Annotated in this window: 24 protein-coding genes and 2 pseudogenes; 10 read left to right on the top strand and 16 right to left on the bottom strand. The window is 28.5% G+C overall.

Annotation, left to right across the window (positions count from 1 at the left end):
• Positions 1–93 precede the first annotated feature (93 nt).
• The 3 genes from CKV72_RS08410 to sdaAA all read left to right on the top strand — a co-directional run bounded on the left by CKV72_RS08410 (position 94) and on the right by sdaAA (position 3,943).
• Positions 94–2,268 (top strand): cell wall-binding repeat-containing protein, encoded by a 2,175-nt coding sequence (locus CKV72_RS08410; protein WP_095178028.1) that lies wholly within the window; start codon positions 94–96, stop codon positions 2,266–2,268.
• A gap of 115 nt (positions 2,269–2,383) precedes the next feature.
• Positions 2,384–3,070 (top strand): L-serine ammonia-lyase, iron-sulfur-dependent subunit beta, encoded by a 687-nt coding sequence (sdaAB, locus tag CKV72_RS08415; RefSeq protein ID WP_095178029.1) that lies wholly within the window; start codon positions 2,384–2,386, stop codon positions 3,068–3,070.
• Positions 3,071–3,943 (top strand): L-serine ammonia-lyase, iron-sulfur-dependent, subunit alpha, encoded by an 873-nt coding sequence (sdaAA, locus tag CKV72_RS08420; RefSeq protein ID WP_095178030.1) that lies wholly within the window; start codon positions 3,071–3,073, stop codon positions 3,941–3,943.
• 50 nt (positions 3,944–3,993) lie between these two features.
• On the opposite strand, the gene CKV72_RS08425 is transcribed toward sdaAA, so the two are convergent.
• The 4 genes from CKV72_RS08425 to CKV72_RS08440 form a co-directional block, all read right to left on the bottom strand.
• Positions 3,994–6,033 carry a 5'-nucleotidase C-terminal domain-containing protein gene (locus CKV72_RS08425; RefSeq protein ID WP_095178031.1) on the bottom strand — a complete coding sequence of 680 codons (2,040 nt, stop codon included), beginning with the start codon at positions 6,031–6,033 and terminating at the stop codon, positions 3,994–3,996.
• A 139-nt stretch (positions 6,034–6,172) separates the two neighbouring features.
• Complete coding sequence (locus CKV72_RS08430; RefSeq protein ID WP_095178032.1) at positions 6,173–7,477, bottom strand: pyrimidine-nucleoside phosphorylase; 1,305 nt, start codon at positions 7,475–7,477, stop codon at positions 6,173–6,175.
• Between the two features lie 31 nt (positions 7,478–7,508).
• Positions 7,509–8,159 (bottom strand): deoxyribose-phosphate aldolase, encoded by a 651-nt coding sequence (gene deoC / locus CKV72_RS08435; RefSeq protein WP_089863998.1) that lies wholly within the window; start codon positions 8,157–8,159, stop codon positions 7,509–7,511.
• Between the two features lie 167 nt (positions 8,160–8,326).
• A complete protein-coding gene (locus CKV72_RS08440) occupies positions 8,327–10,108 on the bottom strand; it encodes a 5'-nucleotidase C-terminal domain-containing protein (protein ID WP_160110528.1) in 1,782 nt (593 codons plus the stop codon).
• 200 nt (positions 10,109–10,308) lie between these two features.
• On the opposite strand from CKV72_RS08440, the gene CKV72_RS08445 reads away from it, so the two are divergent.
• From CKV72_RS08445 to CKV72_RS08455, 3 genes are all read left to right on the top strand, one after another.
• Positions 10,309–10,653, top strand: coding sequence for an ArsR/SmtB family transcription factor (locus tag CKV72_RS08445; RefSeq protein ID WP_095178033.1), 345 nt, complete (start codon positions 10,309–10,311; stop codon positions 10,651–10,653).
• A gap of 77 nt (positions 10,654–10,730) precedes the next feature.
• The gene (locus CKV72_RS08450) at positions 10,731–11,747 is read left to right on the top strand and encodes a permease (protein WP_089863992.1); all 1,017 of its coding nucleotides are present in this window, start codon (positions 10,731–10,733) and stop codon (positions 11,745–11,747) included.
• An 18-nt stretch (positions 11,748–11,765) separates the two neighbouring features.
• On the top strand, positions 11,766–11,993 hold the full coding sequence (locus CKV72_RS08455; RefSeq protein WP_089863990.1) for a thioredoxin family protein: 228 nt from the start codon (positions 11,766–11,768) through the stop codon (positions 11,991–11,993).
• Positions 11,994–12,086: 93 nt separating this feature from the next.
• On the opposite strand, the gene CKV72_RS08460 is transcribed toward CKV72_RS08455, so the two are convergent.
• Positions 12,087–12,359 carry a hypothetical protein gene (locus tag CKV72_RS08460; RefSeq protein ID WP_089863988.1) on the bottom strand — a complete coding sequence of 91 codons (273 nt, stop codon included), beginning with the start codon at positions 12,357–12,359 and terminating at the stop codon, positions 12,087–12,089.
• A 579-nt stretch (positions 12,360–12,938) separates the two neighbouring features.
• Between CKV72_RS08460 and CKV72_RS08465 the strand changes: the two genes are divergently transcribed.
• Complete coding sequence (locus tag CKV72_RS08465; protein ID WP_089863986.1) at positions 12,939–13,643, top strand: MIP/aquaporin family protein; 705 nt, start codon at positions 12,939–12,941, stop codon at positions 13,641–13,643.
• A gap of 183 nt (positions 13,644–13,826) precedes the next feature.
• The gene (locus CKV72_RS08470; RefSeq protein ID WP_089863984.1) at positions 13,827–15,074 is read left to right on the top strand and encodes an aminopeptidase; all 1,248 of its coding nucleotides are present in this window, start codon (positions 13,827–13,829) and stop codon (positions 15,072–15,074) included.
• 54 nt (positions 15,075–15,128) lie between these two features.
• Here CKV72_RS08470 and CKV72_RS08475 read toward each other — a convergent pair whose 3' ends face one another.
• From CKV72_RS08475 to CKV72_RS08480, 3 genes are all read right to left on the bottom strand, one after another.
• Positions 15,129–16,085, bottom strand: a complete 957-nt coding sequence (locus tag CKV72_RS08475; protein WP_413814372.1) for an L-lactate dehydrogenase — start codon at positions 16,083–16,085, stop codon at positions 15,129–15,131.
• Between the two features lie 245 nt (positions 16,086–16,330).
• A complete protein-coding gene (locus CKV72_RS12550; RefSeq protein ID WP_257451917.1) occupies positions 16,331–16,465 on the bottom strand; it encodes a hypothetical protein in 135 nt (44 codons plus the stop codon).
• 165 nt (positions 16,466–16,630) lie between these two features.
• On the bottom strand, positions 16,631–16,795 hold the full coding sequence (locus CKV72_RS08480; protein ID WP_089863980.1) for a zinc-ribbon domain-containing protein: 165 nt from the start codon (positions 16,793–16,795) through the stop codon (positions 16,631–16,633).
• Positions 16,796–17,123: 328 nt separating this feature from the next.
• Here CKV72_RS08480 and CKV72_RS08485 point away from each other — a divergent pair, with 328 nt between their 5' ends.
• On the top strand, positions 17,124–18,698 hold the full coding sequence (locus tag CKV72_RS08485; protein WP_095178034.1) for a DEAD/DEAH box helicase: 1,575 nt from the start codon (positions 17,124–17,126) through the stop codon (positions 18,696–18,698).
• Positions 18,699–18,857: 159 nt separating this feature from the next.
• Here the strand turns inward: CKV72_RS08485 and CKV72_RS08490 are convergent.
• The 7 genes and pseudogenes from CKV72_RS08490 to CKV72_RS08520 all read right to left on the bottom strand — a co-directional run.
• A pseudogene (locus CKV72_RS08490) lies at positions 18,858–19,106 on the bottom strand (hydrogenase expression/formation protein HypE); the annotation flags it as partial.
• 17 nt (positions 19,107–19,123) lie between these two features.
• Positions 19,124–19,801, bottom strand: coding sequence for a hydrogenase formation protein HypD (gene hypD / locus CKV72_RS08495; RefSeq protein WP_414437407.1), 678 nt, complete (start codon positions 19,799–19,801; stop codon positions 19,124–19,126).
• On the bottom strand, positions 19,794–19,907 hold the full coding sequence (locus tag CKV72_RS08500; RefSeq protein ID WP_238021141.1) for a HypC/HybG/HupF family hydrogenase formation chaperone: 114 nt from the start codon (positions 19,905–19,907) through the stop codon (positions 19,794–19,796). The genes hypD and CKV72_RS08500 overlap by 8 nt, the downstream gene beginning before the upstream one ends.
• A 39-nt stretch (positions 19,908–19,946) precedes the next feature.
• Positions 19,947–20,312 (bottom strand): hydrogenase maturation protease, encoded by a 366-nt coding sequence (locus CKV72_RS08505; protein WP_143012623.1) that lies wholly within the window; start codon positions 20,310–20,312, stop codon positions 19,947–19,949.
• Positions 20,309–21,613, bottom strand: coding sequence for a nickel-dependent hydrogenase large subunit (locus CKV72_RS08510; protein ID WP_095178036.1), 1,305 nt, complete (start codon positions 21,611–21,613; stop codon positions 20,309–20,311). The genes CKV72_RS08505 and CKV72_RS08510 overlap by 4 nt, the downstream gene beginning before the upstream one ends.
• A gap of 16 nt (positions 21,614–21,629) precedes the next feature.
• Positions 21,630–22,034: pseudogene (locus CKV72_RS08515) on the bottom strand (cytochrome b5 domain-containing protein).
• 115 nt (positions 22,035–22,149) lie between these two features.
• A complete protein-coding gene (locus CKV72_RS08520; protein WP_095178038.1) occupies positions 22,150–23,028 on the bottom strand; it encodes a DegV family protein in 879 nt (292 codons plus the stop codon).
• Between the two features lie 171 nt (positions 23,029–23,199).
• On the opposite strand from CKV72_RS08520, the gene CKV72_RS08525 reads away from it, so the two are divergent.
• Positions 23,200–23,925 (top strand): YkgJ family cysteine cluster protein, encoded by a 726-nt coding sequence (locus CKV72_RS08525; protein ID WP_095178039.1) that lies wholly within the window; start codon positions 23,200–23,202, stop codon positions 23,923–23,925.
• Positions 23,926–23,945: 20 nt separating this feature from the next.
• On the opposite strand, the gene CKV72_RS08530 is transcribed toward CKV72_RS08525, so the two are convergent.
• Entirely contained in the window at positions 23,946–25,034 is a 1,089-nt protein-coding gene (locus tag CKV72_RS08530) for a dipeptide epimerase (protein ID WP_095178040.1), read from the bottom strand.
• Between the last annotated feature and the right edge of the window lie 16 nt (positions 25,035–25,050).

Raw genomic sequence — 25,050 nt, forward strand, 5'->3', positions numbered from 1 at the left:
TCTTCATAAATCCCTTGTCATATAGGTGTATATATATAATAATTAAGTTATAATGTATTATTTATTAATTTTTGGTAAAGGAGAGGTTCTATAATGAAAAAATTTAATAAAGCCCTTTCTTCTGCTGCTTTAGCAACCATAATTGCTACTACAAATTTATCTATGGTTCAAGCTAAAGTAGACAATAGATTGGGAGGAAAAAATCGCTATGAAACTGCTAAATTTATAGCTGAAAAATATTCAAATGGCACCATAGATAAAGTAATTTTAGCTAGTGGTAATGGTCCTTTTGATGCTTTGGTATCAAGTTTATTATCAAAAAAATTAAATGCACCTATACTTTTAGTAGGAGGCAGTAATAGTCAATACAAAGATGCTTTTAGTTATATAGACAAGCATTTAAGTAAGTCTGGAACTGTTTATTTTCTTGGTGGAGAAGCATCTATAAACAAAGATGTTGAAACTCGTGTAAAAAAATCAGGCTTTAAATTTAAAAGATTAAGCGGTAAAGATAGATTTGAAACAAATAATAGTGTTTTAAATGAAATAAATGCCCCAAAGGGTACCCCTGTTTTCTTAGTTAATGGATATGGATTTGCAGATTCCTTAAGTGTTTCTAGTATATCTGCAATAAAAGACTATCCTGTTATAATGACTACTAAAGATACTATACCAAGTAATTTAAAAGCTCAATTAGCTAAATTACAACCATCAAAAGTATATATAATAGGATCAGAAAATCTAATTTCTCAAAAGGTTCAAGAAGAATTATATAAAATAAATAAGAATTTAAAAATAGATGATGTTGTTAGAATATATGGTAATGATAGATTTGAAACAAATATTCTTATAAATAAAGCATTTAACATAAAATCTAATAATGCTTTTGTAGCATCAGGCATGGATTTTGCAGATGCCTTATCTGGAAGTGCTCTTGCAGGTAAATATAATGCTCCTATAATACTTACTAATAACAAGAACTTTCAAAATGAAAAAGATTATTTAGCTTCTACAAATTATAGAAACTTTTTCATACTTGGATTAAATGGTTCCGTAAATAAATCAATAGAAGGTATCTTAAATTCAGTTAAAGAACCTTCAAAAGCTACTGGTGAATTTATGGATAAATTAGCAAAAGCTGAAGAAATAAAAAATTGTGCAACTCAGTCTGATGTTACTATAAAATTTACTTCTAAAAATCTTCCTAGTGATATTCAAACAGGTTTTAATGCTTTCACTAAGGAAATAGGAGATACTATAACTGTTAAAACTAATGGTAAATTAGAAGCCCTTTCAGAAAATGAAGTTAAACAAGAATTCACTGCTAATTTAAAATTAGGTGGTTCAATGAAAGACAAAAATTTATCTTTCCCTATGTGGGCTTATACCAATGTTTCAAATAAAGCAAAACCAGAAATGAAAATAACCTATGGTATACCAAAGGATTTACTTAAAGATGTAGAAGATAAATCTCTTGACCAATTAAAAAATAAAGATTATATAACATTAGATCCATTTAATATGTCCATACCTGGTGAAGAAAGCAAAGCAGGATTTAGTATGGATACAGATAAATTAATATCTTTCTTAAAAGATAATGAAAAACTTTTAGAAAAAATCTCTCTTAGATTTGCTTCTGAATTTAATCCTAATTTAGATGTAGTTAAAAATGAAGGTAACGTTACTTTAAAAGACGGAAGAAAAACAACTTGTTATTCAATAGCTTTAAATAATGAAAATTTAGCTACTCTTCTAAGATATAGTGGAAATAGTATATTAAATATATTTGAGGATAAAGAAGTTGCAACTTTCATTAAATCTTATATGAATATATATATGGAATCTATGAACTTTGAAGGATTAAATAAAGATGAAATGATAGAAATGAAAAAAGAAATACAAAATAGTATAGATAATCTATTAGGCAATAGTCCTAGAAATTCTTTAGCTATGCACAAAGCAATAGATGGATTTAAATCTTTAAATCTATTAGGTAATGATGGCATAAAAATGAAGTTTTATCTAGATGACAAAAATATTCCTATATCTTCTGAAGGAGTTATAGATATAAATGTTAACTTTAAAAACTTTATTCCTACTGCTAATGGAGAAATTGGAATGAAGATAAACTTTAACAATTCTATGTCTAATATAAATGACAATAGTATAAAAGTATCTCTACCAGAAACAAATAAAGATAATTCCTTAGATTATTTTGAATTTCTTAATTCTTTAATGACCATAGAAGAAACTGAAGAAATTAAATAAATTACAAATTAACATATAAATCCCATGAGATTTCCTCATGGGATTTATTTATTGCAAAAAATAGTCTATAATGTATTGGAGCCCAATTTATAAATTCTATAAGGAGGATTTTTTAATGAGTAGAAATTTTAGTGTATTCGATATAGTTGGCCCCATAATGATAGGTCCATCTAGTTCTCACACTGCTGGTGCAGCAAGACTTGCAAAATTAGCCGCATCTATTGCTGGTGAGAAAATAAAAAAAGTAGATTTTCAATTACATGGTTCCTTTGCTAAAACATACAAAGGTCATGGAACTGACAAAGCTTTAGTTGCTGGAATTCTAGGAATGGATCCTTGGGACGATCGTCTAAAAGACTCTTTTAAAATTGCTAAGGAAAAAGGACTAGAAATATGTTTTTCTGAAGTAGAGTTAGAAAATGTACATCCTAATACAGTTAAATTTGTTATTACAAAAGAAGATAACTCAACCACTTCTGTAATTGGTTCTTCTATAGGTGGTGGAAATATAGTTATTTTTGATATAGATGGTCAAGAAGTTGAGTTTAAAGGAGATTATCCTACTCTAATGACTAAACATAAAGACACTCCTGGAGTAATTTCTAAAATTAGTACAATTATGTATAAAGACAATTTAAATATAGGCACTATGAAATTATATAGAAATGGTAAAGGGTCTATGGCTACTATGGCTTTAGAAACAGATAATGTAATCCCTCAAGCTACTATTGAAAAACTAAAAGAAATTCCAGAAATACATAGTATAAAAATAATAAATCCAATGGGGGAAGGAGAGGTTTAATTGTTTGTTAATACTGGTTTAGAGTTAATAAATATATGTAAAGAAAAAAATTTAAAAATATGGGAATACGGATTAAGTATTGAAATTGAAGAAAGCGGGAAGAGCCAAGATTTTTTAATAGATAAAATGAATCAAACTCTTCAGGTTATGAAACAATCTGCAAATTTAGGTCTAGAAAAAGAAGTCAAGTCTGTAAGTGGGCTTATTGGTGGAGATGCTTATAAATTAAATAAATACTCTCAAAGTGAAAAAACATTGACAGGGCCTGTTATAGTTAAAGCCATGGCTAGGGCATTATCTTCTTCCGAAGTAAATGCTGCTATGGGTAAAATTGTAGCCTGTCCTACCGCAGGTTCTTGTGGTATATTACCTGCTGCACTGCTTTCTGCTGGAGAAGCTTTAAATAAGTCTGATGAGGAATTAGTTAAAGCATTATTTACTGCTTCAGTTGTAGGAGTTATAATAGCTAAAAATGCTACTTTAGCAGGAGCTGAAGGAGGATGTCAAGCTGAATGTGGATCTGCTGCTGCTATGTCCGCAGCTTCCATTGTAGAACTTATGGGTGGAACTGTTGAACAATCTTTAGATGCAGCTGCTATAGTTATAAAAAATATATTAGGATTAGTATGTGATCCTGTTGCAGGTCTTGTAGAAATACCTTGTGCTAAAAGAAATGCTGCTGGCGTTGTAAGTGCCCTTACATCCGCTGACATGGTTATGGCTGGAGTAAAAAGTGCTATACCTTTTGATGACACAGTTTCAGCTATGTATAAAGTAGGAAGACAACTGCCTATGGAACTTAGAGAAACTGCTTTAGGTGGTCTTGCAACAACACCTACCGGACTTAAATTAAAAAATAAAGTATTTAAATAATAAACAGCATATATTGTGTGAAAATTTTTACACAATATATGCTCCTTTATTTAATGAACTGGTATTACTAATTTTTGTCCTATAAATATCAAATTAACATTTTTAATATTATTTGCTTTTGCTATTTTATCATAGGAAATATTATATTTCTTACCTATTAAATATAAACAATCTCCCTTTTTAACTGTATATATGATTTTCTTATTTTCTGGCTTTTTAATTGGTTTCTTGTCTATTGGCTTTTTATCTTCTGGCTTTGATATTATGAAATTTTCTAAGTCTTTTTCTGTAACTGATGCTACATTTGGAGTTCTTCCATCTTCAGATTGAGGAATTTTTATTTTATCTCCATTTATTAATTTTACAACTTGGCTTCTTTTTTGTGCATCCCAATTGTTTCCAGTAATCCTCCAATTATTGTTCATTTTTGGAGTTAGTACTCCTTTTTTTACTTCTTTTATATATTTTCCTATTAGATCTCTTATTGGAGTAGCTGATACTGCATCTTTTTCTATAACTTTTGGTAAACTTCCATCTTTAAATATTTCACTTTTAGGATTTAAGAGTTGTGAGCTAGCTCTATAATTATTTACTACTAATTTAAAAGTATCTGTATCTTTTACTGGTGAGTCATCCATTTTTCTTAAATTCATAATTCTATTACCTGGTTCTTTTGATATATCTATTTCATATTTAATTCCTGAAAACATATCATATTGATATCCTCTTATTTTTTCATTAAATGATATAGTTAAATCACCTGGTTTATAAGTATTATAATAGCTTGCTGACCATTCCATATAATCTTTCAATTGTTTTCCTGTTACTTCCAATAAATATATTGTATTATCATATTTATATATCAATGAAGCATCACTTTTTTTAATTTTACCTTCCTTCATATTAGCATCTGATCTAAATGCTGCTGCAGCTGAAACATCAGCTTTTGTATAGTACATTTGTACTTCATTTATTAAATTAATCATAGGAGTTTCTTGTATTTGTGAAGCAGGTATACCCTTTACTTCATCTTTAGGAACTAAATCTCCACCTTTAAGTTCTCCAATTATCTGATTTGCATCATCTAAAGCTAGTTTATGATATGAATCTAATTTTTCTTCTAAGTCCTTATCTGATTCATAATTCACCTCTTTAGTTTTGCCATCCATCATCCATATAATCTTAGATTTAACATCTTTGCTTTTATCATTTATTATATATTTTCCATCTTTTTTTGTAAGTTTTATATCTATTTTAGACATTGTTTGAGCTAAGTTTTTATTTTCAACTAATGGAGTATTATTATATACTGCTCCTTCAACTGCCTTGTGTTCATGTGCAGCAACTATAGCAGCAAGTTCAGGACATTCCTTTGCAAGCGCAATAGCTGAAGAACTCTTGTTTCCATATTCCTCACCCTCTGCCATATGAACTACTGCAACTATAACATCTACTTTATCTTTAATTTCAGATATTACTTTTTTAGTTTCTTCTACAGGATCTGTGACTTTGCAATCTTTTAAATTTTCTGCATCCCATTTTGTTATATTCGGAGTAGTCATTCCTATAATACCGACTTTTACATCTGATTTTTCAATGATTTTATAAGGTTGTCCTAATCTTGTTCCATCTTGTCTATAAACGTTTCCACATAATACTGTTCCTTTAAATTGAGAAGAAATTTTATCTAACATAGGAATTCCGTAATTAAATTCATGATTTCCTAAAGTCCAAGTATCATATCCTATTTCGTTCATAGCTAAAACCATTGGATGTATTTCTTCATTTAAAAATAAACTAGCTGAATTGTCTTGAATAACATCTCCAGCATCCACAATTATTGTATTAGGATTTGCCTTTTTAAATTGCTTTACTGCTGTGGCAATTTGTGTCATACTACCTGACTTACTTTCTGAATTAGTAGCATATTCATATGGCACAAATTTTCCATGTGTATCACTTGTGGCAAGTATTTGTATGTCTACAGTTTTTTCTGCTGCTGATACATTAAATGGTGTAACAAAGCTTAATACCATAACTAATGCTATTAGCCAAGATACCCATTTATTAGATTTAAATTTTCTAAACATAAACCTTCCCCCTCTTTTATCTATTATTCCATAGTGTATTAATAGAATAATAGTAATATAATACCATTATACATTATTTATCCATTGCTGTAAATTTTAATTAAAATAAATAGAATCCTGCATAATTGCAGGATTCTATTTATTTTATTACATCATAAATCAATGGAATATCCTCTTTTATTTCTTTAGATATTTCATAATTTTTAAGTATTCCTTTTTTTGCTTTTTCTATTTTGTTTTCATCATTGGAGTGGATATAGGCAATTATATCTCCCCTTTGAACTTTTTCCCCTCTTTTCTTATTCAAAACAATACCTACAGCTAAATCTATTTTATCCTCTTTAGTTGCTCTTCCTGCACCAAGTTCCATAGCTACTAATCCTATATTGTCAGCATGTATTTTAGTTACATGCCCATCTCTGTCACTTTCTACTGGAACTATATATTTAGCCTTTGGAAGTTTCTCTGGATTATCTACTTGAGATGGATCTCCACCTTGTGCTTCAATGAATTCCCTAAATTTCTGAATAGCTGACCCATCTTTAATTGTTCCTAATAGCATTTCTCTAGCTTTTTCTACTGTATTAGCCTTTTTAGAAAGCACTACCATATTGCTTCCAAGAACTAAACAAAGTTCTAAAAGATCTTTAGGGCCTTTTCCCTTTAATGTATCAATAGCTTCTTTAACTTCTAGTGCATTTCCTATAGCAAAACCTAATGGTTGATCCATATCAGAAATTACAGCTACCGTATTTCTTCCTACATTTTTACCTATGGAAACCATGGCTTTAGCAAGTTCTAATGCTTGCTTATGAGTCTTCATAAATGCTCCTTCTCCAACCTTTACATCTAATACTATAGAATCTGCTCCTGATGCTATTTTTTTGCTCATTATGCTAGATGCTATCAAAGAGATATTATCTACTGTAGCTGTTACATCTCTTAATGCATATAATTTTTTATCTGCTGGAGCTAGATCTGCTGTTTGACCCATTATAGCAATTTTTTTATCATTTACATTTTTTATAAATTTTTCTTCAGATATTTCTACAGAAAAACCTGAAAAAGATTCTAATTTATCTATGGTACCACCTGTATGTCCAAGTCCTCTTCCTGACATTTTAGCTACTGGTATACCTAAAGCTGCAACCATTGGAGTAAGTACCAAAGTAGTGGTATCTCCAACTCCTCCTGTGCTGTGTTTATCAACCTTTATTCCATCTATTTTAGATAAATCTAAAGTATCTCCTGATTTTGCCATAGCCATAGTTAAATTAGCAGTTTCTGTACTATTCATTTTTTGAAAATATATGGCCATTAATAAAGCAGAAACCTGATAATCTGGAATATTGCCTTTTGTATAATCTTCTACAAGAAAATCTATTTCTTCTTTTGTCAGTTGTTCGCCATTTCTCTTTTTTAATATTAAATCATACATTCTCATATAAATTCCTCCTAAGAATAAATGTAGGGAGCTACTTAGATTCTTCTACTATTTTAATTCCTGCACTTGCTCCTATTCTATTAGCTCCTGCCTCTATCATTTCTAAGGAAGTTTTATAATCTCTTATTCCACCTGATGCCTTTACACCTATGTTTTCTCCTACAGTTTTTCTCATTAATTGAACATCCTCTTTTTTAGCTCCACCTGTAGAAAATCCTGTAGAAGTCTTTACAAAGTCAGCTCCTGCTTCTTTTGATATTTCACAAGCCTTTACTTTTTCTTCTTCTGTTAAAAGGCAAGTTTCAATTATAACCTTAACTAAAGCTTTTCCTTTAGCTTCATTTACAACAGCTTTTATATCTTCTTTTACTACATCATATTTTTTATCTTTTAAAGCGCCTATATTTATTACCATATCAACTTCTTTTGCTCCATTTTCAATAGCCTGTTTTGTTTCAAAAGCTTTTACTTCTTTTGTATTAGCTCCTAATGGAAATCCTATAACTACACAAGTTTTTACATCTGTGCCTTGTAATTCTTTGCTTACTAATGAAGTGTAATAAGGATTTACACACACTGAAGCAAACTTATAATCTCTTGCTTCTTTACATATTTTTTTAACTTGTTCCTCTGTAGCTTCTGGTTTTAATAATGTGTGATCTATAAACTTTTGTATTTCCATATTTTCACTATCCCTTCTTACATTATAATAAAATTATACTTTTATAATTTTATTATAACTATATTATTCCTTTATCTCAATAAAAACTCTTATTTTGTAAATATATTACAATTAATATAACAAAAATATAGAGGTAAGAATTTAAATTCTTACCTCTATATTTTTTGCTAATTTAAATTTATTATTACTTTTTGTCCTATAAATATCAAATTAGGATTTTTAATTCCATTATCTTTCGCAATAGTTTTATAATCTATTTTATATTTCTTACCTATTCTATATAAAGTATCCCCTGATTTAACTGTATAAATAACCTTTTTTGGTGAAGGTTTTATTTCTGGTTTTGGCTGTGGCTTTGGTTGAGGTTTGGCTTGAGGTTTTATTCCTGATTCTAAATAATTCTTTCTATCTACAGATATAGTCTTAACTTCTTTTAATTCTTTTATAAGCGCATCTCTTATTGGTAAATTTGTATCTATTTTATTTTTAGCATTAGTGAAATCAAAATTATCTCCACCTTCAGCCATAAAATCATTAGTTACTAATGTATAATATTTATTCATATCTATTTTTTTACCATCGCTAAGTTTTATATCATAAATTCTATCACCAAAAGGTTGTTTTAAATCATATTTTACTTTCAAACCTGAGATTGCAACCCAACCAATCTTATCATTTCCTATTCCATTTTCTATAAGTTTTTTAAGGTCAGAACCTTTTACTTCCATAGTTACTAATGTATTGTCGAAAGGCATTAATTCATAAAGGATTCCTACAGTTATATCTCCTTTATCTATAGGACGTCTAAGTCCTCCTCCATTAGTAATTGCTATTTGGGATTTTGTAGTCTTTGCCATCACTTCACAAACCCATTCTCCTAATAATGAAGGTCCTTCAAATCTTTCATGAGTTAAATCCTTTTTAGTATGTCCAACAACTTCATTTAGTTTACTTGCAGATGCTTTTTCATATTTTTCAACTATTTTTTTGCCTTCTTCTGATTCTTTTAGTTCTTTTACTTGTGAAGCTAAATCTATAACTTCTGGTTTTATAGATACTTTTTTATCATCTAAATTATATTTTATTTGAAGATTACCAAAAGCTCTACCATTTTTATAAGCTTGTACAATAGGAGTTTTATTTACTTCTCCTGCAACAGTCATATGAGTATGTCCAGAAATTATAGCATTTATTCCCAAATTGGCCTTTGCAAGCTCTGCAGCTTCTCCTGTTATTTCTTTTGTATTTTTATCTTGAATAGATCCTAAATGTGTTAGGGCTATTACTATATCTACTTTTCCTTCTTCAATATCTCCACTTTTTAACTTTTCTGTCCATTCTTTTGCTGATTTTATTGGATCTCTAAACTCTATTCCTTCTATATTGCTTGGTTTTGTTTTATATGCTGTTTCAGGAGTAGCTAGTCCTATAAGTCCTATTTTTACTCCATCTACTTCTACAACCTTATAAGGCTTAGCCCAGGATACTGGTTCTCCTGTTTTTTTGTCATATATATTAGAAGCTAACCATTCATAGCCACCTTCTTCTGCCCATTTTGCTATGCTATTAACTCCCCAATCAAATTCATGATTTCCTACTGCAGAAGCTATAACTCCAAGTTCTTTTACCATTTCATTTATAGGTGCTCCATAGTTCAAATTTGAAAGTGCGGTACCTTGAAAAAGATCCCCTGCTCCTAGTACTATGGTATTAGGGTTTTCTTTTTTAAATTCATTTACACTTTCTATAAATTTAGAAATTCCTACATCCTTACCTGACTCTTTTACTATTCCATGATAATCATTTAAAGTAACTATATTAATAGTTTTAACGCTGCTATCTTCTTTGTTATTTGCCGCTGATGTATTCATTGGCATAAATATATTCAACATCATAAATATTGCAACTAACCAAGAAGAAATTTTTTTGAAACTTCTTTCTTTAAACATTTTTACTCCCCCTTCTTTAAATATATCTAAAATATCTTTAAGAATATTATACATCCTTTGTATAATATTGTAAACGTTACCTTTAATAAAATATATCAATGAATGTTGACAAAAATTCAAAATAAGAATAAAATACTTATATGCCTATATGAGCATATAAGTATTTTATTAATATATTAAGTTCAAAGGAGGTTCTTTTATTGTATAAACTAATGAATCTTTTCAAATTGCTTTCCGATGAAACTCGCTTGAGAATATTGGTTTTGTTGTATCATAAAAAACTATGTGTTTGTGAGTTATGTGGGATTTTAGAAATATCTCAACCTAATATATCAAAGCATCTTGCTAAACTTAGGGATATGCAATTTGTAAAAGACGAAAGGCAAGAACAATTTATATTTTATTCTTTGAATATAGAAGATAAAACTTTAAAAGGTATATTTCAAAATATCATTGATAATATTGATAAATATCCAGTTTTAAAAAGTGATATTAAAAAAATTAAGGATGCAGAAAAATATCTTAAATCATGTAAACAACTTTGATTCGTAAAATCAAAATTATTCCAAAATGGTAATGGGAAAATATCGTTAATTATTCACTAAATAGAGGAGTGTACTTTATGGATATATTAAACACATTATTTTCTTTTTTAAATGACCAATTGTTAAAAATGAAGTGGCTTTGGGAACTTATAAGAGTACTTGTAGAAAAAGTATTTAACTTATCTATAAATGATAAATTAGGTGGTAGTATACATTTTTTTATTTATGACACCATCAAAATTTTTATACTTTTATCAGTATTGATTTTTATAATATCCTATATCCAAAGTTACTTTCCTCCAGAAAAAACCAAAAAATTATTAGGAGGAATTAAAGGTATAAAAGGAAGAATATTAGGCGCTTTATTAGGTACTATAACACCCTTTTGTAGCTGTTCTAGTATACCTATTTTTATAGGATTTACATCAGCAGGTCTTCCATTAGGTGTTACTTTCTCATTTTTAATATCATCACCTATGGTAGATTTAGCATCATTTTTATTATTAACATCTTTCTTTGGAATTAAAATTGCAACAGCTTATGTTTTGTTAGGCTTAGTTCTTGCAGTTATAGGTGGAACTGTAATTGACAAACTAAATATGGAAAAACATATTGAAGAATACGTGTGGTCAGCCCCAAATATAGACCTAGAACCTGAAGAAATGACTCGTAAAGATAGAATAAATTTTTCAAAGAGCCAATTAAAAGATATTATTAACAAAGTATGGCTATACATTTTGCTAGGAGTGGGAATTGGTGCAGCAATACACAACTGGATTCCTCAATCTTTTATAGAAAAAATATTGGGTACTAATAATCCTTTTGCAGTTATACTAGCTACATTGGTGGGTATACCTATCTATGCTGATATATTTGGCACAATACCTATTGCAGAAGCTTTGGTAGCAAAAGGAGTAGGAATTGGTACTGTTTTATCTTTTATGATGGCAGTAACCACTCTTTCACTTCCTTCAATGATTATGTTAAGCAAGGTAATAAAACCAAAATTATTATCCATATTTGTTTTTATTGTTACAATTGGAATCCTAATAATAGGATATACATTTAATATATTTTCATATATTTTTATATAAATAAAGGAGGAATTAACTGTGATTATTAAAGTTTTAGGATCTGGATGTATGAACTGTAAAAAACTAGAGTCTAATGTAAGAAAAGCAGTAGAAGAATTAGGTATTAATGCTTCAATAGAAAAAGTAACTGATTTTAAAGATATTGTATCCTATGGGGTAATGGCAACCCCTGCTTTAGTTGTAGATGAAAAAGTTAAAATAATGGGTAAGGTTCCATCTGTTGACCAACTGAAAAAATACTTATAAATTATTATTTCTTTCAAAATAAATTATTACTATAAAATAAGCTGCCTTTTCTAATAATTCTTTAATATTAGAAAAGACAGCTTATTTTATTCATTATAATATTACTTGGTATAATTTATCATATTGCATTTCACAAGAACCAGTTTGTGCATTATCAGCACAGTATTCTCTTTCAGCATAATAATATTTTCCTTCTTTTTTATATAAAGCTTTAAATGTTTCATCATTTCCAAATTCACAAAGCTTTTCAAATCCACTTTGTTGAACAAAGTCTAATTTTTTATTTTGTGTAACTCTATCATCCAATAATTCTAAATTTGCTTTACCTGATTTTATATCTTCTACAATTTTATTAACATTTTCCATGAAAATTACCTCCTTATTTTTAATGTACATGTTCTTATAGTATATCACAGTAATGATTACTTTAATTATATTCTAATTTACTTCCAAATTCAACTATATAAGACTATTATTCGCAACATTAAAAAATTTATTGTATTCTTAATTTTATTAGTAACTATCAAATAATAGTACATAATAAACAATTTAGGTAAACTTTTCAATAATAAAATAGTAATAAAATAGTTTCATATAAAATAAACTAAAGTAAAGGTTCTTTTAATCAACTACTTAAATTTTCATAATATATAAACAATTTAAAAAATACTCTTGAAATATGTAAGTTTTTACAGTAAAATATAAGAAAGGTATAATATTTATTTGTGGCAGAGAATATGAGAGCCAGATAAAATAAAGACAATCTTTGTTTTATTTGGCTTTTCATTTTTATATTTTAAATAAAAGTAAAGGGGGATAGATCTACTATGGACAAGTTATAATTTAATATAATTATAACTAAGTCTACTCTATTACAAAATGGACTTACTTCTATTTTACTAAAAATAAGTAAATGTAAACATTTACTATAAGGAGGAGATTTATATGTCAACATTTATGGCTGAATTGCTTGGAACTATGCTTTTAATTCTATTAGGTGATGGTGTTGTAGCTAACGTTGCACTAAAAAAATCCAAAGGTGAAAATGCTGGATGGATAGTAATTACAATTGGATGGGCTATTGCAGTTGCTATACCTGTATATATATTTGGTCCAATAAGTGGAGCACACTTTAACCCTGCAGTAACTATTGCCTTTGCATCTATTGGTCAATTTTCTTGGGCAGATGTTCCTATGTATATAATTGCTCAGTTAATAGGCGCTATTATTGGTGCATTTTTGGTATGGATTACTTATTTATCACACTGGGAAGCAACCGAAGATCCAGCTGCTAAACTTGGAGTCTTCTGTACAGCTCCAGCTATAAGAGATAATACATCAAATTTAATTACTGAAATAGTAGGTACATTCTTTTTAGTATTTGGTATTATGGGAGTTTCAAATACTAAAATGGTAGATGGATTATCTCCTCTAGTTGTTGGTTTAATAATTCTCGCTGCTGGATTATCCTTAGGTGGTCCTACTGGATATGCTATAAATCCTGCAAGAGACTTAGGTCCACGTATAGCACATGCTATATTACCTATAAAAGGTAAAGGAGATTCAGATTGGGGATATTCCTGGATACCAATTGTAGGTCCTATCATTGGTGGTATTATAGCAGCAATTTTCTTTAATGCAATTTTTTAATATAATATAAAATAATAATTTAGTGTTTAACTATATTAAAACTAAAACTAGGCTATTGGACATTGTTCAATAGCCCAATTTGTATGTTTATTTACGAATCAACAGGATAAATTTACTTCTACTAGGAAAATATATAATTAATAATGATATAATAAATCTATATAAATTTAATCTAAAGAAAGGATGATCTTATTGACACATGATAATCTTTTGAAAAAATATGCTGAACTAGCAGTAAAAATAGGAGTTAACATACAAAAGGATCAACTATTAGTTATATCATCCCCAATTGAATGTGCTTATTTTACACGTTTAATAGCTGAAAAAGCTTATGATAATGGTGCAAAAGATGTAATAATCAATTGGAATGATGAATTATTTTCTAAAATGAGATTTTTAAAAGCTCCTAAAGAAGTTTTTGAAGAAATGCCTCCTTGGCAAAAAGATTTCTACCTATATTATAGTAGAAAAGGTGCAGCTTTTTTAAGTATATATGCATCTGACCCAGAATTATTAAAAGAAGTAGATCAAAAAAGAATAGCTACATCTCAAAAGACCAGACAATTAGCTTTAAAAGAACACAGCGAAAGACTTATGAGCAATAAAAATCCTTGGTCTATAATATCTATTCCAACTAAAGCTTGGGCTCAGAAGATATTCCCTAATCTATCCTGTGATGAAGCTATTAAAACTCTTTGGGAAAATATATTTAAAATAATGAGAATAGATAAAGAGGACTCAATTGCTGCTTGGGAAGAACATAAAAATAATCTTAAAAAAAGTATGGATTTCTTAAACTCAAACAATTTTAGATATTTACATTATAAGAATTCCTTAGGTACTGATTTAAAAATAGAGCTTCCAAAAGGTCATATATGGCTTGGTGGTGCTGATTACACTCCTGAAGGTATAGAATTCATAGCAAATATGCCTACAGAAGAAGTATTTACACTTCCACTAAAAACTGGTGTTAATGGTACTGTTGTAGCTTCTAAACCTTTAAATTGTAATGGAACCATAGTAGAAGACTTTTATATAACTTTTAAAGATGGTAAAATAGTAGATTTTGATGCTAAAAAAGGTCTAGATGCTTTAAAACATTTAATAGCTACCGATGAGGGCTCTCATTATCTTGGAGAGGTGGCCTTAGTACCTTTTAATTCACCTATTTCAAACTCAAATATAATCTTCTATAACACTCTTTATGATGAAAATGCTTCCTGTCATCTTGCCATGGGAAAGGCTTATCCTGTATGCCTCAAAGATGGAGAAAATATGAATGAAGCTGAATTGGAAAAACATGGCATTAACACCTCTTTAGTTCATGAAGATTTTATGATAGGAACTAAAGATCTTAATATCACTGGAGTAACTTGGGACGGAGACAAAATCCCTGTATTTACAGAGGGCAATTGGGCTTTTGAAGTTTAAAAAGGCTGTTGACAACTTATCAACAGCCTGCGGGAGATTTGTATCTCCCTTTATTTATTTTATAGGTATTTTATTTAAATTTTCTTTTAAAACTTTTGCAGATTCTTTAAGTTGTTTTTCTTCATCTTCACTAAGTTTTACCTCAAGCACCTTTTTTATTCCCGTTTCTCCTATTATAGAAGGTATTCCCATATATATATCATGTATATCATATTCACCTCTTAATAATGTAGACACAGTTAAAATAGAATCTTCATCTCTTATTATAGCTTCTACTATTCTTCTAACAGCTAAAGCTATTGCATAGGAAGTATATCCCTTTCTTTCTAAAACCTCGTAAGCTGCATTTTTTACTTCTTCTGGAATTCTATTTTTAAAGTTTCCTTCGCAACCTTTGCATATATCTTTGCAATAATCATCTACACTTATACCTGCCACATTAGTTAAACTCCATGCTGCTATTTCAGAATCACCATGTTCTCCTAATATGTAGGTATGAACATTTCTAACATCTATTTTAAAATGTTCTCCTAAAAGATATCTAAATCTTGATGTATCTAATACTGTTCCTGATCCTATTACCCTTTCTGGAGGAAATCCCGATAACTTATAAGTTACATAAGTTAATATATCTACTGGGTTTGAAACCACAAGTAAAATTGATTTAGGACTATATTTTACAACTTCAGGAACTATACCTTTAAATATTTCATAATTTTTATTTATTAAATCTAATCTAGTCTCTCCTGGTTTTGGTCCCGTTCCTGCTGTTATTATAACTATATCCGAATCTTTAGTATCTTTATAATCTCCAGCTATAATATTTACAGGTTTTACAAAGGAAACACCATGAGATAAATCCATAGCTTCTCCTTCTGATTTATCTTTATTTATATCAACTATAACTATTTCAGAGGCTAATCCTTCCATCATAAGAGCATATGCAGTAGTTGCTCCTACAAATCCTGCCCCTATTATAGATATTTTGATCCCTTTCTTTTCCATATACATTACCACCTTATGTAATTTTATACTTAATATTATATATTATTTAATAACAATTATCAATACTTTTCTATATTTAAAATTAATTATTATTTTAATTGTTCCCTTATTTTTATAAATTATTAAATATGTAGACAATACTAAAGATTAATTTAAAAGGCATATGCTATTATTTTTATAATAACATATGCCTTAAATTTCATCTTTTTTATTAGTATCTATTTTACTTCACTCCTATAATATATTTTATTTTAAATTCTTATACTATTTTGCAACATAAATTTTAATTCAATAGCTTCTTTAGATTTATCTTTTAACTCATCTTCTCTAATTATTTTTATTTCTTTTTCCTTAATTTTCTTGCATAACCCCTTTATATTTTTCATAATCAAACCTCCTTAAAGGCCCTTTATTTATTTTATGGTTTAATTATGAAATATGGCACTAATTATAGTTGTAAATACTTGGAATATTGTATTTTAGTAATATTATTTGAATAAAAACAAACCCTATAAGAAATACTTCTTATAGGGTATATTTTTTAAATTCAATTATCTTCTGAATCCTCTGTTGTTTTGTTGCTTTCTAGCTCTTCTACAATCAGGACATCTTACTGGTTCATTTTCAAAACCTTTTTCCTTGTAGAATTCTTGTTCTCCTTCAGTAAAAACGAAGTCTTTACCACAATCTTTACAAACTAAATTCTTATCAGCCATTGAAACATTCCTCCTTTTCATATATTAAGATTTAAAACTGATTCATGTAACTTTTCTAACTTGAGGAAATGTTTATGACCATATTTAAATCTCATTGTGTAATTCACTTGAACCACACAACTTATTCAGTATAACATACATTTTATTAAATTGCAACAAGTTTTTATAATTAATAATAAAAAAACAATAATTAAAATTTTTCTGAGCTCAGCAAAGAAAAATATCCTTAATTGTTCATTATTAATTATTAATTGTTCATCACCAAAACCCCCTTGTTAATTTCTACGTACTGTATTATAATTAATTGATTAGTTTGGAGGAATAATGAATGAAAAATTTAAAATTTAATAATTTAGGACTTAATGAAGATATACTTAAAGCAATTGAAGATATGGGGTTTGAAACTCCTTCTAAAATTCAAGCTGAAGTTATACCCGTTGTTTTACAAGGATTCGATGTTATAGGTCAGGCTCAAACAGGTACTGGTAAGACTCTTGCCTTTGGTGCTCCTGTTTTAAATAGCATTAGTAATGAATCTAAAAATGTTAAAAGCATAATACTAGCTCCTACAAGGGAACTCGCTATTCAGGTATATAAAGAGCTTACAACTATAGCAAAATACACTAAATTCAAATTACTACCTGTCTACGGAGGAGATTCTATAGAAAGACAAATAAGAAGTTTGAAAAAAGGAATAGACATTGTAATAGGAACTCCTGGAAGGGTTCAAGATTTAATTAATAGAGGTGCTCTTAATCTATCCTATATTGAATTTCTTGTTCTTGACGAAGCAGATGAAATGCTTAATATGGGCTTTGTAGATGACATAGAAAATATACTAAAAAGTTGTAATGAAAATAGACGTACTTTATTATTTTCTGCAACAATGCCAAATGAAATAAAGAAAATAGCTAAAAAATATATGAAAAAAGATGCTAAACATGTGGCTATAGCTCAAGATTCTATGACAGTATCATCTGTAGAACAATTTTATTACGAAGTTAAACCAAAAAATAAATTTGAATCTTTATGTAAAGTACTTTCTGTTGATGAACCAACAAGAGCTATAATATTTTGTAAAACCAAAAAAGGTGTAGATGAATTAGTAGCATCTATGAAAGAAAAAGGATTTAATGCAGAGGGAATGCATGGTGACATGACACAAAATCATAGATTAAATACTTTAAATAAGTTCAAAGAAAGAAGCATACCTTTTCTTGTAGCCACTGATGTAGCTGCAAGGGGCATAGATGTTAAAGATACAAGTCACGTTATAAACTATGATTTGCCTCAAGATACAGAATCTTATGTTCATAGAATTGGTAGAACTGGAAGAGCCAATAAAAAAGGTACAGCTTATACTTTTGTTACACCTAAAGAATTTAGCTCTCTTAAAAAAATACAAAAAATTAGTAAAAGTAAAATCAGTAAAAGACAATTGCCTACTATGGACGACGTATTGAAAGCTAAATTTGATAGTATTTTAAATGATATCGAAGAAACTTTATCAAAAGATGACTATAATACTTTTATACCTTTAGTTAAAGATCTAGAAAATAAATTTGATCTAACAAATGTTACCGCAGCTTTAATGAACATATTATATAATGACGAAATTTCATATAATTATGATGACAATAATGTAGACTCTGATTTATTAGATACTACTAGAATATTTTTAAATGTAGGTCGTAAAGATAGGCTTAATCCTAAAATTTTGTTAGAGTTTTTAGATAATAATGCTAATATAAATAAAAGCCAAGTTGGAAGTATAGATATACTAGACAAATTTACTTTTGTTGATATAGCATCAGATCGTGTCGGCGATTTAATGGATAACTGCATAGATAAAACTCTATGTAGAAGAAAATTAAACGTAGAAGTAGCTAAAAAATCCAAATAAAAAGCAAAAGGACAATTGAAAATAAATTGTCCTTTTATATTTTCCATTTATAAATTAACATATTCTCGGTATCAAATCTTCCTCTATTGAATTTAATACCCTAGTTCCACCCATTTTAGTTTTTAAATATACTCTATTTCCATCATCATCTATGACTTCTCCTATTACAGATAAATCATTTATAGTTCCACATATAGATAATTTACCTATATCTCCTCCTGGAAAAAATAATGGATTTATTACAAAAGAATCTGTATTTATAGCAAGTCTTCCTTTTACTTTCTCTACAATACTAGAATCATTTTCCTGCAATAATATATCATTATTAAAATGTTTATAAAAAATACTTTTCATTAAATCTTGCGTATCTTTCCCTCCGCTACCATGGGATAAAGTAATTATACTCATAAATTCACCTTTTCTTACTATCCATATTTATAATATATAGCACAAGTTCCTTCTCTTGATGCCATACATACTCCTACTGGATTTTGTAAATTACAAGTTTTCCTAAACAATTTACATTGTAATGGAGTAGAATTTTTATCTGATAGTATAGTTCTTATAATACTGGGCATAGTTTTTATAGATTGAAAAACACTAAAGTTTTTTATACTTTCTTTTTTTGCCTTATCTATAGCTATTGCTATTATTGGAGCTGTGGTTTCAAATCCAATTCCTAAGAAAATCACTTCTTTTTCAGAATTTTTCTTTGCAATTTCAATGGCTTGTAGTGGAGAATATATTACTCTAATATCCTTTCCCAAAGCTTTACATATTTTAAGAGAACTTTTAGAACCAGGAACAGACATAACATCTCCAAAGGTTGATATTATTATATCTTTTATTTTTGTAAGCTCTATAATTGCATCTATATATGATGTAGGGGTTACACATATTGGACATCCTGGTCCAGATATTAACTTTATATTTTTAGGCAACAAATTTTTTATACCATTTTTAACTATGGTAGTAGTATGAGTTCCACATACTTCCATTATTCTTATTTCTTTTCCTGTTTTATTATAAATACTCTCTAATATTTTTTTCGAAGTATCAAAATTGTTAAACTCATCTATATAATTCATATTTTTTTTATTCATAGCTTAAAATCTCTTCAAATAATTTTAAGGTTTCTTTTGCCTGTTTTTCATTTATTTTTTCTATAGCGCATCCAGCATGTATTAAAATATAATCCCCTATATCCACCTTTTCTAATAAACATATATTAACTTTAGTCTTAACCCCTTATCTAAAACAAATATCATTAACTTGTATTCCTATTACATAGAATTTCACATTTTTTTTATAAAGCATTATCATATCCATAAGATTATTTTTATGTTGAGAATTAAGATTACTTGTAGGTTTTTTATACTCAATAAATTTAACTTTTCCCAATGGATATCCTAAAGATATAGCATCTATTATAATGACCTTATCTCCATTAGAAATTTTATTTAAGCAGTATATAAAATCTGTTTCTCCAAAAATTATCTCTACTTTAGAATTAGTTTTATAAATATCTCTTTGAATTTTTTCTAAAACTTTTAAGGCTATACCATCATCTCCCATGATTTTATTTCCTATGGCGATAATTTTTATAGTCTTCAAGTAATTCTTATGTTAATATCAAAATTTTCATCACTTATAACATGGGTTGCACAGGAAATGCATGGGTCAAAGTTTCTAACTATTCTGCCAATTTCTACAGGATTTTTAACATCTTTTATATAAGTTCCAATTAAAGCTTCTTCCACCACTCCTTTTACTCCATAAGAATCCTGCGGTGATAAATTCCAAGTAGATGGTGTAATAATTGTATAATTCTTGATTTTTTCTTCTTCTATGTTTATCCAATGTCCTAAAGCACCTCTGGTAGTATCTCTAAGACCTATACCTTTAGCTTTATTAGGTACTTTATATATTTTTTGATTTGCAGATTGTGGTTTTATATTATTTAAAAGATTTTCTATTATATTGCATATTTTTTTAGTTTCTAATACTCTAGCAATAGTTCTATCCATAGTAGATATTCCTCTAGTGTATTCTCCACTTAACCACATTCTAGCTAAAGGTCCTACTTCCATAGCATATCCATTATATCTAGGAGCTTTAACCCAACTATATGCACCTTTTTTATAAACATCCCCTTCAATATATGCTTCTTCTGGTGTTATACTTTCTTTGTCTGATTTATACCAAGAATAATGTACATTTTCAGTAATTTCTTTTTCATTATCAAAATAAGCTCTTCTTTCACATCTATCATGAATGGTTACCCCATAAAAAATTATAGGTCTATTTTCCCTATCTAATTCTGGCTCACCATATAATATAATATGAGCTAATGTGCCAATAGCCCATATAGGATGACTAGGACAACCTGGTACTCTAATTACCTTTCTATCTAAAAAATCATATACACTTTTACTTTCTGAAGGATTAGGTCTTGCCGCAGTAGGTCCTCCATAAGATGCACAAGTGCCTACAGCTAAAACATATTTAGCTTTTTTCCCAGCCATGGCCACGGCTTCCATACCAGTTATATACTTATCATTATATTTAGCTATAACATTATATAATCCATTATCTTTTGTGGAAACAGCCCCTTCTACTACTAGAATAAATTCTGTATCCAAAGTTTCTAAAAACCTTTCAAAAGCCCTTTCTCCTTCTTCTGCCATAAGACTATTATTATAGGTCATATTCACCATTTCTCTAAGTAAATATATTACATCTGGGTCTTCTGCATTTAGTAAAGATATAATATTTCCTGAGCATCCTGAGGCTTCTAACCAAATAAGATTTATTTTCTTATCTTTATTCTTTTTTATATTTTCTAAAGTTAAATCAATCACTTGCCTTGGAATATTTTGTTTGCTTTTTAGTATAGGACATTTTCCATTTGACAATTTTATACCACCTCATTTATCCTTTTAAAATACCTACTTTAGGCAAAACTTTTAAAATCTCTTCTCTTCCATGGCATTCATTAAATTCTTTTGTTAAATTCTTTCCTGAATACAGTCCAAAATGAGTGCCTCCTCCCCACGTACTTTGTAGACTTACATCATATACAATTCCATTTACAGCTACATATGCTGGTTTTCCAGAAGTTCCATTATAAGTTGCAAGTTCTTCTAGGGTAAATTGTCTTTCAGGTTCATTAGTTTCTTGCCTACTATAGTAATTACTTAACATTTGTAAATTCATTATTTATTTTTCTAATAAATTTTTATAGTATAATTTTTCAATAGGACATAGGCTAAAATAAATTTTTCTTTGTAAATAAATAATTCTTTTTCTACTTAATTGAGAATAAAATTTTGTCATTTTAAATAATCACCCTAAAAATAATAATCCATCTATAATATATATTTATACATTATATTTTTTATTCTAAATAAAAAAACTACAGGATTTTAATCCTATAGTTTTAAAAATTCATCTATAATATTTTTCTTTCTTTTCCCATAAAAAATATAGCTACATTACCTGGTCCTCCATGGGTTCCTACTGCTGGACCTGTATAATTTATTATTACATCTTTTACATTAATTTTTGATAAAATAGCATCTTTAAGTTTTAAAACTTCATCTATGCAATCACCATGGGATATGCCTATTATTTGTTTCTCAGCTTCTTCTATTCTTTCTAATAATAGATCCGCCAATTTTTTTAATGAACTTTTTCTACCTCTAGCTTTATCAATAGATATTACCCTTCCATCTGTATCTATTGATAATATAGGCTTTATACTAAAAACAGTTCCTATCATAGCTGCAGCTGTAGATAATCTTCCTCCTCTTTTTAGATGGTTTAAATCATCTACAGTCATAAAAGTATTTAATCTTTGCTTATTTTTTTCTATATATTCTACTATTTCCCCTAAAGATTTACCTTCTTCTTTCATTTCAACCGCCTTCATTACCATTATACCTTGTCCAAGAGAGGCTGTTAAAACGTTTACTATATATATATTTACTTCAGTATACTCTTCTAATATCATATTTTTAGCTATAGTTGCACTATTTTCTGATCCACTTAAACCTGTAGAAACACATATATATAAAACATCCTTACCGCTGTCTATTATTTTCTTGAAATTGCTATAAAATTCATCTACACTTGGTTGAGAAGTTTTAGCTATTGTTCCATTTCGTAAATCATCAAAAAATTTTTTATATGATAGACTTTCACCAAAATCATCAAAATAGGTTTTATCATCGTATGTGCATGTAAGTCTAGCAAATTTTATATTTTTTTCTTTAATATATTCCTTAGGCAAATCACTACATGAATCTGTAAATATTTCAAAATCTCTCATTTAATAATTTCCTTTCTATTGAAAGATATTTCTTAATTTTTAATATTAATAAAGCTATGCTACCACATATTTAGATATTTTTCAACAAAATTTAAAGTACATCTTAGGAATAATTTTTACATATTGTAAAATTTTTAGTTTTATACTATAATCCTTCCAGAGGTGATTTTTTTGAGTAATACTAAGCTTAAAAGTTTAGGCAAAAACTACTTAGGAGAAAACATATTATTTAATGAAAATGATACTAATAAAATTTATGATAAAATAACAAACGTACTTATGTCAGAAATATATAATAAGCAATTAAGTGTAAGTAAGGGTAGGGAATTTTTGAATAAAATATATAAGCTTTATGATGAAGGCAACGAACAATTTGAAAAATATGCATCTTGTAGTAAAGGTTGTAGTGATTGTTGTTGTCTTTATGTAGAATGTACCGCGATAGAAGCAGAACTTATTCGTGATTATGTACAAGCTAATTTTCCAAAGGACGACAAGGAACTTTTTATGAATAAAGTTAAAGAATTATTGCCAACAATTCCTTCTCCCTATGAAATAAAAGAAAATATTAAAATTGCGCATAATTATTTAAGCAAAAAAATACCCTGTGTATTTTTATCTGATGAAAAAACTTGCATGATATACCCTGTAAGGCCCTTTAATTGTAGAAAATTTCTCTCCATAAGTTCTCCAGAAAAATGTGATATAGGAGGAAAAGTAAATAAAATTAGTCCTTCTATCAACAACATAGGAACATTGAGTATTAATGTACTATCTTTATCTGTTACAAGATTTAAAAATCTAAAATATGATAGTAATAAAGATTTTGATGCATTGCATAAGTCAATACCTTTATGGTTTAAAGATGGATTTAGCGAAATAAATAGATTAAAATAAAAGGCAGAATTACCTGCCTTTTATATATATTTAACATTTTCTATAGATTTGATACCTAACCCTGGATCATCTGTAAGAGTTATCATATATTCTTCAAACAATGCTCCTCCCTTTACTGGGTCCTCTTTGCATAAAACTGGTCCATCTAAATCAATTTTAGTTATAATGTTTTTAGCACAAGCTAAATGTACAGCAGCAGTTACACTTACTTTTGCTTCCAACATACAACCTATCATACATTCTACTCCATATATTTCTGCTAAAGAACATATTTTTAATGCATTATATATTCCCCCGGTTTTCATAAGTTTTATATTTACAAAATCCGCTGCTCTTCTTTGTAAAATATTCAAAGCATCCATTGGTGAAAATACACTTTCATCCGCTAAAACAGGTATAGCTACATTATCTGTTACAAATTTTAATCCATCTATATCATGTGCTGATACGGGCTGCTCTACAAATTCAATTTGTAATCCTACATCTTCCATATCTCTTAGTATCTTTACTGCTTCCTTTGGCCTCCAACCTTGATTTGCATCTATTCTAAGATTTACATCATATCCTACTGCTTTCCTTATTGCTTTCATTCTCTCCATATCTTTTTTTGAATCTTTTCCTACTTTTATTTTTAATGTATTATATCCTCTATTTATTGCATCTATGCTATCCTTTGCCATTTCTTCTGGTTCGTTTACGCTAATAGTTATATCAGTTATTATCTTATTTCTATATCCACCTAATAGCTTATATAAAGGTGCATTATATAATTGTCCATATAAATCATATAGTGCTATATCCACTGCTGCTTTTGCACTAGTATTTTTTAAAATGCAATTATTTAATTTCAACATTATTTCTTCAAAATTTTCTACATTCATACCTATTATTGTTTTCTTTATATGATCCTCTATTGCTCCTATTATAGCTCCTGTAGTATCTCCTGTTATAACCCCTGTTGGTGGTGCTTCTCCAAATCCTATATTACCTGTATCAGTGTGTATTTCTACTATAATATCTTCCACACTATTAACAGTTCTTAAAGCAGTTTTAAATGGTGTTCTAAGAGGTACAGATATTCTACCTAGCTTTATATCAGTTATTTTCATAAAAATTCCTCCTCAT

Source organism: Clostridium cochlearium, assembly GCF_900187165.1.
In the GTDB taxonomy this organism is placed as follows: domain Bacteria; phylum Bacillota; class Clostridia; order Clostridiales; family Clostridiaceae; genus Clostridium_G; species Clostridium_G cochlearium.

Bases quoted from the DNA above. Each gene is read 5' to 3' on its own strand.
- CKV72_RS08410 (WP_095178028.1), top strand. From the start codon at position 94: ATGAAAAAATTTAATAAAGCCCTTTCTTCTGCTGCTTTAGCAACCATA.
- sdaAB (WP_095178029.1), top strand. From the start codon at position 2,384: ATGAGTAGAAATTTTAGTGTATTCGATATAGTTGGCCCCATAATGATA.
- CKV72_RS08425 (WP_095178031.1), bottom strand. From the start codon at position 6,033: ATGTTTAGAAAATTTAAATCTAATAAATGGGTATCTTGGCTAATAGCA.
- CKV72_RS08430 (WP_095178032.1), bottom strand. From the start codon at position 7,477: ATGAGAATGTATGATTTAATATTAAAAAAGAGAAATGGCGAACAACTG.
- deoC (WP_089863998.1), bottom strand. From the start codon at position 8,159: ATGGAAATACAAAAGTTTATAGATCACACATTATTAAAACCAGAAGCT.
- CKV72_RS08440 (WP_160110528.1), bottom strand. From the start codon at position 10,108: ATGTTTAAAGAAAGAAGTTTCAAAAAAATTTCTTCTTGGTTAGTTGCA.
- CKV72_RS08450 (WP_089863992.1), top strand. From the start codon at position 10,731: ATGGATATATTAAACACATTATTTTCTTTTTTAAATGACCAATTGTTA.
- CKV72_RS08460 (WP_089863988.1), bottom strand. From the start codon at position 12,359: ATGGAAAATGTTAATAAAATTGTAGAAGATATAAAATCAGGTAAAGCA.
- CKV72_RS08465 (WP_089863986.1), top strand. From the start codon at position 12,939: ATGTCAACATTTATGGCTGAATTGCTTGGAACTATGCTTTTAATTCTA.
- CKV72_RS08470 (WP_089863984.1), top strand. From the start codon at position 13,827: ATGATCTTATTGACACATGATAATCTTTTGAAAAAATATGCTGAACTA.
- CKV72_RS08475 (WP_413814372.1), bottom strand. From the start codon at position 16,085: ATGTATATGGAAAAGAAAGGGATCAAAATATCTATAATAGGGGCAGGA.
- CKV72_RS12550 (WP_257451917.1), bottom strand. From the start codon at position 16,465: ATGAAAAATATAAAGGGGTTATGCAAGAAAATTAAGGAAAAAGAAATA.
- CKV72_RS08480 (WP_089863980.1), bottom strand. From the start codon at position 16,795: ATGGCTGATAAGAATTTAGTTTGTAAAGATTGTGGTAAAGACTTCGTT.
- CKV72_RS08485 (WP_095178034.1), top strand. From the start codon at position 17,124: ATGAAAAATTTAAAATTTAATAATTTAGGACTTAATGAAGATATACTT.
- hypD (WP_414437407.1), bottom strand. From the start codon at position 19,801: ATGAATAAAAAAAATATGAATTATATAGATGAGTTTAACAATTTTGAT.
- CKV72_RS08520 (WP_095178038.1), bottom strand. From the start codon at position 23,028: ATGAGAGATTTTGAAATATTTACAGATTCATGTAGTGATTTGCCTAAG.
- CKV72_RS08530 (WP_095178040.1), bottom strand. From the start codon at position 25,034: ATGAAAATAACTGATATAAAGCTAGGTAGAATATCTGTACCTCTTAGA.